This is a genomic window from Streptomyces alkaliphilus, from assembly GCF_014141535.1.
In the GTDB taxonomy this organism is placed as follows: Bacteria; Actinomycetota; Actinomycetes; order Streptomycetales; family Streptomycetaceae; genus Streptomyces; species Streptomyces alkaliphilus.
In genome coordinates this window covers 1-462 of sequence record NZ_VKHT01001724.1, presented here as the reverse complement: position 1 = coordinate 462, position 462 = coordinate 1, and the positions used below count along the sequence as shown (strand labels likewise).

General features: G+C 77.7%; 1 pseudogene. It reads left to right on the top strand.

The window, feature by feature from the left end:
• Nucleotides 1–145 precede the first annotated feature (145 nt).
• Nucleotides 146–462 (top strand): annotated as a pseudogene (locus FNQ90_RS26490) (hypothetical protein); the annotation flags it as partial.

The following is a 462-nucleotide window of genomic DNA, read 5'->3' as shown; positions in this document are numbered from 1 at the left end:
CCCCGGAGTGGTGGGCGTCCCCCCGGGGCGGCCCCCGGGTGACCCGCCGGGGGACCCGGGCGGGGGGCGACCCACCGAGAAACCAGTTACCGGGGCCGCTCCCGCCCCGGACGCGGAGGAGCGCGTCGGGGGTGTCGGGACCGGCATGGTGCCCATGGGCTCCACCACACCGGCCGGGATGACCACCACGGGTTCCGGGGCCATCGGCTCCATGGAGGGGCTCGATCCGGCCGCGGTGGTCGAGCGACAGGTCCTTCTTCCCTCGGGCGGGGGCGTACCCGCCGGAGGCCCCGGGGGCGGTGAGTTCATCACCCTGTCGGAGCAACCACCCCGAGGCGGCCCCGGCGTCGGCGACTTCACCGAACCGGTGGCGGCCGGCGAGGGCGGGGCCGCACCCGACTCCTCCCGTGTCGACGGATCCGCTCCCGCCGGCTCCGGCTCGGCCGGGGAGGGGACTGGGAG